This is a genomic window from Streptococcus sp. HMSC072D03 (assembly GCF_001812855.1).
Classification (GTDB): domain Bacteria; phylum Bacillota; class Bacilli; order Lactobacillales; family Streptococcaceae; genus Streptococcus; species Streptococcus salivarius_D.
Genome location: NZ_KV810647.1, coordinates 40,913 through 47,138 on the forward strand (window position 1 = coordinate 40,913; position 6,226 = coordinate 47,138).

At 39.8% G+C, this 6,226-nt stretch carries 7 protein-coding genes and 1 riboswitch; of the genes, 5 read left to right on the forward strand and 2 right to left on the reverse strand.

Features of this window, described 5'->3' with window-relative positions; all coding sequences use genetic code 11:
- Window positions 1-46: 46 nt before the first annotated feature.
- Both HMPREF2877_RS03975 and yidD read left to right on the forward strand, forming a co-directional pair.
- Window positions 47-772: a pseudouridine synthase gene (locus tag HMPREF2877_RS03975; protein ID WP_049529103.1), complete on the forward strand. Its 726-nt coding sequence runs from the start codon at window positions 47-49 to the stop codon at window positions 770-772.
- Entirely contained in the window at window positions 772-1,020 is a 249-nt protein-coding gene (gene yidD / locus HMPREF2877_RS03980; RefSeq protein WP_013990033.1) for a membrane protein insertion efficiency factor YidD, read from the forward strand. Before HMPREF2877_RS03975 ends, yidD begins: the two co-directional genes overlap by 1 nt.
- Window positions 1,021-1,042: 22 nt before the next feature.
- On the opposite strand, the gene HMPREF2877_RS03985 is transcribed toward yidD, so the two are convergent.
- Together HMPREF2877_RS03985 and trkA are read right to left on the reverse strand one after the other, a co-directional pair.
- Entirely contained in the window at window positions 1,043-2,482 is a 1,440-nt protein-coding gene (locus HMPREF2877_RS03985; protein ID WP_070578728.1) for a TrkH family potassium uptake protein, read from the reverse strand.
- A gap of 6 nt (window positions 2,483-2,488) precedes the next feature.
- Window positions 2,489-3,838, reverse strand: a complete 1,350-nt coding sequence (trkA, locus tag HMPREF2877_RS03990) for a Trk system potassium transporter TrkA (protein ID WP_013990035.1) — start codon at window positions 3,836-3,838, stop codon at window positions 2,489-2,491.
- Window positions 3,839-4,115: 277 nt separating this feature from the next.
- On the opposite strand from trkA, the gene HMPREF2877_RS03995 reads away from it, so the two are divergent.
- The 3 genes from HMPREF2877_RS03995 to HMPREF2877_RS04005 all read left to right on the forward strand — a co-directional run bounded on the left by HMPREF2877_RS03995 (window position 4,116) and on the right by HMPREF2877_RS04005 (window position 6,144).
- Window positions 4,116-4,625, forward strand: coding sequence for a tRNA (cytidine(34)-2'-O)-methyltransferase (locus HMPREF2877_RS03995; protein WP_070578732.1), 510 nt, complete (start codon window positions 4,116-4,118; stop codon window positions 4,623-4,625).
- A 105-nt stretch (window positions 4,626-4,730) separates the two neighbouring features.
- Window positions 4,731-4,853, forward strand: a riboswitch (FMN riboswitch).
- A gap of 80 nt (window positions 4,854-4,933) precedes the next feature.
- Entirely contained in the window at window positions 4,934-5,491 is a 558-nt protein-coding gene (locus HMPREF2877_RS04000) for an ECF transporter S component (protein ID WP_049529098.1), read from the forward strand.
- A gap of 2 nt (window positions 5,492-5,493) precedes the next feature.
- Window positions 5,494-6,144, forward strand: coding sequence for a phosphatase PAP2 family protein (locus HMPREF2877_RS04005; protein WP_045001950.1), 651 nt, complete (start codon window positions 5,494-5,496; stop codon window positions 6,142-6,144).
- Window positions 6,145-6,226: the final 82 nt, after the last annotated feature.

Here is a 6,226-nt window from a genome sequence, read left to right on the forward strand (position 1 = left end):
GCAGAGATGCTAGGTAGAAAGGATACAGCTTAAGCTGTAGAAAAAAATGCGAATTAATAAATATATTGCCCACGCTGGTGTGGCCAGCCGTCGTAAGGCTGAGGAACTGATTAAAGAAGGTCGTGTGACCCTAAATGGGAAGACCGTTACGGAATTGGCAACTATTGTCAAAAACGGTGATGTCGTTGAGGTAAATGGTAGCCCAATTTATAATGAAGAGAAGGTCTATTATCTTCTTAATAAGCCACGAGGGGTTATTTCTTCGGTATCTGATGAGAAAAATCGTAAGACGGTGATTGACCTCATGCCCCACGTTAAGGAACGTATCTATCCTGTTGGTCGTCTTGACTGGGATACGACTGGCCTACTTATTTTGACTAATGATGGTGACTTTACCGATAAAATGATTCACCCACGTAATGAGATTGACAAGGTTTATTTGGCGCGTGTCAAAGGTATTGCGACCAAGGAGAACCTTCGTCCTTTGACTCGTGGAGTGGTCATTGATGGCAAGAAAACCAAGCCAGCACGTTACAATATTATCAAAGTTGACCATGAAAAGAATCGTTCAGTTGTTGAATTGACAATTCATGAAGGGCGTAACCACCAGGTTAAGAAAATGTTTGAATCAGTGGGCTTGCTCGTTGATAAGTTGTCTCGTACACGTTTTGGGACTCTTGATTTGACAGGGCTTCGTCCAGGTGAATCACGCCGTCTAAATAAGAAAGAAATCAGTCAGCTTCATAACGCTGCTGTCAATAAGGTCAAATAATGAAAAGATTTCTGATTGCCTTGGTCAGGGCTTATCAGAGATGGATTTCTCCCCTATTTCCACCGTCTTGTCGTTTTCGTCCAACTTGTTCGGTTTATATGATCCAAGCAATAGAAAAGCATGGCTTAAAGGGAGTTCTTATGGGAATTGCCCGTATCTTAAGATGTCACCCCCTATCAGAGACTGGAGATGATCCGGTGCCAGATTATTTTAGTCTAAAACGTAATAAAACTCCTTTGGATAAATGAATCCAAAGGAGTTTTTCTATGCTTAAGTTTTTGACCAAGTTTTTGGTAGGAAGAGGAGTAATAAAGGATAGATTTCCAAACGTCCTGCAATCATAGCAAATCCCATGATAAGCTTAGATAAAGGACTGAAAATAGCAAAGCTATCACTCGTTCCAAGTAATGGTCCAATGTTGTTAAAGGTTGAAGCAGCAGCACTTGTCACAATCAAGAGGTCTTGATTATCCAGTGACAAAACAGTGACTAAACTTAGTATAATGAGTACATATACAGCTAGGTATTTGAGAACACTGTGCTGCGTTTCTTTATCGAGAACACTTCCATTAATATGAAGTGACAGGATACGATTAGGATAGAGGCTAGCCAGAGTCTGATTTCGTGCAATCTTAGCAATAATCATAGCACGGATAACCTTGAAACCACCAGCTGTAGAACCTGCTGACCCTCCGATAAACATCAGGAGGAGTAGGATATACTGAGAAAAGAGTGGCCATTTGGTAATATCTGTCAGACCAAAACCGGTTGTTGTGATGATAGTTGACACTTCGAAAAATGAGTATTTGAAAGAGTCAGCCAAATTGTGGTAGATTCCAAAAATATTGAGGATAATCAGACCAGTTGAAATAGCCACAATCGCAAAGTAGGTACGCAGTTCTTCATCTTGGAAGAAAAACTTGATTTTACGAAGGAGGATATAGAAATAAAGGTTGAAGTTAACCCCAAAGAGCAGGGTACCAACAGTAACCACATAGGTAATCAGATCGCTGTGGTAGTGGGCGATAGAGTCATTATAGACAGCAAATCCCCCAGTACCTGCGCCTCCCATGGCAATGACAATACTATCAAAGAGTGGCATACCACAGAACCATAGGATAGCAGCAAAAATAACAAACATAGTCAGATAGATGATGTAAAGAATCTGAGCTGTATTTTTGAGCTTGGCCACGACTTTACCAAAAACTGGACCAGGCACCTCTGCACGCATAACCTCATGGTGACCATTTTTACTGTTGTTCATGATGGCTAGGGCAAAGACCAATACCCCCATCCCTCCAATCAAGTGGGCGAAGCTTCGCCAGAAGAGGAGGGAGTGGGTAAGTACTCCAGTATCTGTGAGAATAGTAGCCCCTGTGGTTGTAAAACCAGAGCTCATCTCGAAGAAGGCATCAATGACACTTGGAATCTGTCCAGCAAAGACGAAGGGCAATCCTCCAAAGAAGGACCAGAGCACCCAACAGAGGGCTACAATAAGCATCCCTTCTTTGGTGTAAATATGGTAGTTCTTCGGTTTAAAGAGAGTACCAAGTACTCCGAGAAAGAGGAGAATCCCCATCGTACCCAAGATGCTGGCAAATACTTTGGCATCTTCTTGATAAATGAGGGCAACGATAAGTGGTACAACCAAGAGAGCAGCCTCAATAAGTAGGAGCTTGGCAATAAGAAAACGGACAATAGATCGATTCATGGCAGCTTACCTCTTCAACAAGTCGTAAATATGAGTTACATTTTGTAAGAGTGTAACGACCACGATTTTATCCCCAATAGCGAGTCTGTCTTCTCCCTTTGGGAAAATAGATTTTCCATTGCGGATAATAGCAGCGATAAGGACACCATTAGCAAATTCAAGCTCAGAAAGTTTCTTCCCGGCGATTTTGTTGTTTTCCTTAATTTGGAATTGCAAGGTTTCGATACGACCATTAGCCACATGGTGAAGGGCATCAAGACTAGAGTCTTTAGCATTATAACGCCCACGGACAAAGTGCATTACAGTGTCAACGGCAATACTCTTAGGTGTGACAATTGTTGTTGTCTCACGTGTATCGATAATCTCTAAAAGACTAGTACGGTTGACTTTAGTAATATTCTTGTGAATACCAAGGCTTTCGAGGAACATAGAGGTGATGATATTTTCTTCATCTACTCCAGTTAGGGTAGCTACGGCATCATAACTGGCTGCACTTTCCTCGAGAAGAAGGTCTTTAGCAGTACCATCACCTAAGATAACAGAAACTTCAGGGAAGACTTGACTAAAGGTTTGCGCACGGTCCATTTTTTGCTCAATCAATTTGACCTTAATACGATTGTTTTTCAAGATATTGAGCAAGTAGTAGGAGATACGTCCAGCACCAATCAACAAAAGTTTTTTGATACTTTTTGGCTTGATGTAACTGTGGAAAAGCGCCATATCAACACGTTTACCAGTGACATAAATCTTATCCCCAATTTGCATGGTAGCATTCCCATCTGGAATGATGAGCTCACCTTGACGGTCAATCGTACAAACTAGAATATTGCCGAATTTCTTACGGAACTGTTCCATTGTCATACCAGACAATTGGCTATTTTCAGTGACTTTAAATGCCATCAGAATAACGCGTCCATTAGCAAAAGTCTCAACTGATAGGGCATTTGGAAATTCAACTGTATTGGCAATATAGCGAGCTGTTAAAAGTTCAGGATTAACTACTAATGAGAAACCAAGAAAGTTTTTGTCTTTGAAATAAGCATTAGAGTATTCTGGGTTACGCACGCGAACAATAGTTTCTTTGGCACCCATTTGTTTAGCCAGAACGGCTGAAATCATGTTTACTTCATCTTTATCAGTCATCGCGATAAAGACATCGCAGTTGCTAACCTCAGCTTGCTCCAGAATTTTAAAATTAGCCCCATTTCCAGCAAAGCCCATAACATCATAACGTTTGCTGAGGCGTTTGAGGACCTCTTCCTTTTCTTCAATTAAAATAACATCGTGCTTCTCTTCAACAAGAGAACGGCAGAGTGCGGTACCGACTTTACCGGCACCTACGACAATAATACGCATGAGTTACCTCCAAATAATCATTACTATGATACTCTATTTTAGCGGAAAAATCATCCTTTTCAGCTAGCTTTATCAACTATTCCTATTTAAGTGAATAAAGGTAAAATTTTTCTTTAAATAGTCTTGACTTTTAGACTAGAAGTGCTAAAATATATTCAAAGATTCGTTATTTTAAATCTAACCTGTCATGATTTAAGCTAATGAACGTCCACAACCATGTCGTCTGCTGAGCTTGACTCCGGGCGACATGGTATTTTTTATGTCTAGGAGAATTGAGATGCCACGTAATCATATTGTCTTGTTTGAACCTCGTATTCCACAAAACACCGGAAATATAGCACGTACCTGTGCAGCGACTAATAGCCCTCTTCATATCATCCGTCCTATGGGCTTTCCAATTGATGACAAGAAAATGAAACGTGCAGGTCTAGACTACTGGGATAAGCTTGACATCACTTATTATGACAATTTGGCAGATTTCATGTCCAAAAATCAAGATGGTCGTTTGCATCTAGTCACCAAGTTTGCGGATAAGACTTATTCAGAAGAGGCCTATGATGATGGTGAGGACCACTATTTTATGTTTGGTCGAGAGGATACAGGCCTACCTGAAGATTTTATGCGTGAGCATCCTGAAAAAGCTATTCGTATTCCGATGAATGATGAACATGTGCGTAGTCTAAATGTGTCCAACACTGTTTGTATGATTGTTTACGAAGCACTTCGTCAGCAACAGTTTGAGGGCTTGGAGCTGAGTCATCGTTATCAGCATGACAAGTTAAAATAGAGGTCTATTTTCTCTTATAAGAGTATCTATAGTCATTGACTATCAACAGATTAGAAATCCATAATTTGAGAACCTTGTCACCAAGGTTTTTTTATGTTATTCTTAAAAGGTCTTCAGGGCAGGGTGAAACTCCCGACCGGCGGTGATTCTATAGATAAGTCCGCGAGCGCAAGCTGATGAGGTGTGATTCCTCAACCGACAGTACAGTCTGGATGGAAGAAGACCAGTCTTTTTGCGTAGGCTTTTTTGGCATAGGCAAATCCATTGGGAACTTCTTTCAAATTGTTAAAATTTGGAGGAATTTTTTTATGACAAACACACGTAAATTGGCTTACATTGCCATTTTATCCGCAGTTTCATTCTTGTTGCTTTATTTTTCATTTCCATTGATTCCAGCAGCAGACTTTTTGAAGGTTGATTTTTCAATCCTTCCTGTTCTGATTGCCTTGGTTATCTTTGATTTTAAGAGTGCCATTGGTGTTCTCTTGCTTCGTTCATTGTTGAAGCTTTTGCTAAACAATGGTGGTCCAGGATCAATGATTGGACTTCCTATGAATTTCGTTGCTCTAGGAGTCTTTGTTTGGGGCCTAAGCTATTTTTGGAAGAAAAATCAAACAAGCAAGAATTATATTTTTGGTTCTGTTGTAGGAACTGTCTTGCTTACAGTTGCTATGGTTATTCTTAACTATATTTATGCAGTACCACTCTATGCTAAATTTGCCAACTTTGATATTGCGCAATTCATAGGTCTCTATAAATATCTTTTCGCTATGGTAGTACCTTTCAATTTACTTCAAGGATTGATTTTTGCGGTAACCTTTGCTCTGATTTATGCTCCACTTAAGTCTATTCTAGTAAAATTATAAATATGAAACACAAACACACACATTATATTTATGCTTCTTTTGCCTTATTGTTATTTGTTGCTCTCGGTTACATGGTTAAGTTCTACCCTGAAGCCTTGACAGGATTTGATAGCAACATTCAAACTTGGGTTCGAGGAGACTTACCGGCAGGACTGACACGCTTTTTTAAAACGATTACCATACTTGGAAATACGCCCGTACAGGCTATTATTGCAATCGTAGCAGTAATCTGGCTTTATCTACGTCAGTATAAAGCAGAAGCTATCTTTGTAGGTGCCAGTGGGCTTCTCGCTAGTATCTTGATTGTAAGTTTAAAGTATATTTATCAGCGTCAACGCCCATCAATTACGCATTTAGTGCATGCTAGTGGTTATTCTTTCCCTAGTGGTCATTCTTTGGGAACTTTTATGATTCTTGGAGCAATTGCCATTGTTCTTGCTCAGCGTTTGGCGAAAAAAGAATCTAAAATAGCAGTTTATGGTATTACTGGGCTTCTGATTTTCCTTGTTGGACTTTCGCGTATTTATGTGGGTGTTCATTATCTAACAGATGTTTTAGCTGGCTTTACCTTAGCCTTTGGGTTGATTAATGCTATCTATCCAACTTATGACCGCATTCGCTTTGAATGGCGATTCCAAAGTAAACAGAAATAAAACAAACATGTAGTTTTTGAACTGCATGTTTTTTATTTGAAAAAAACATCAAAAATAGCGCAAAAAACTCTTCTTGTGTTAT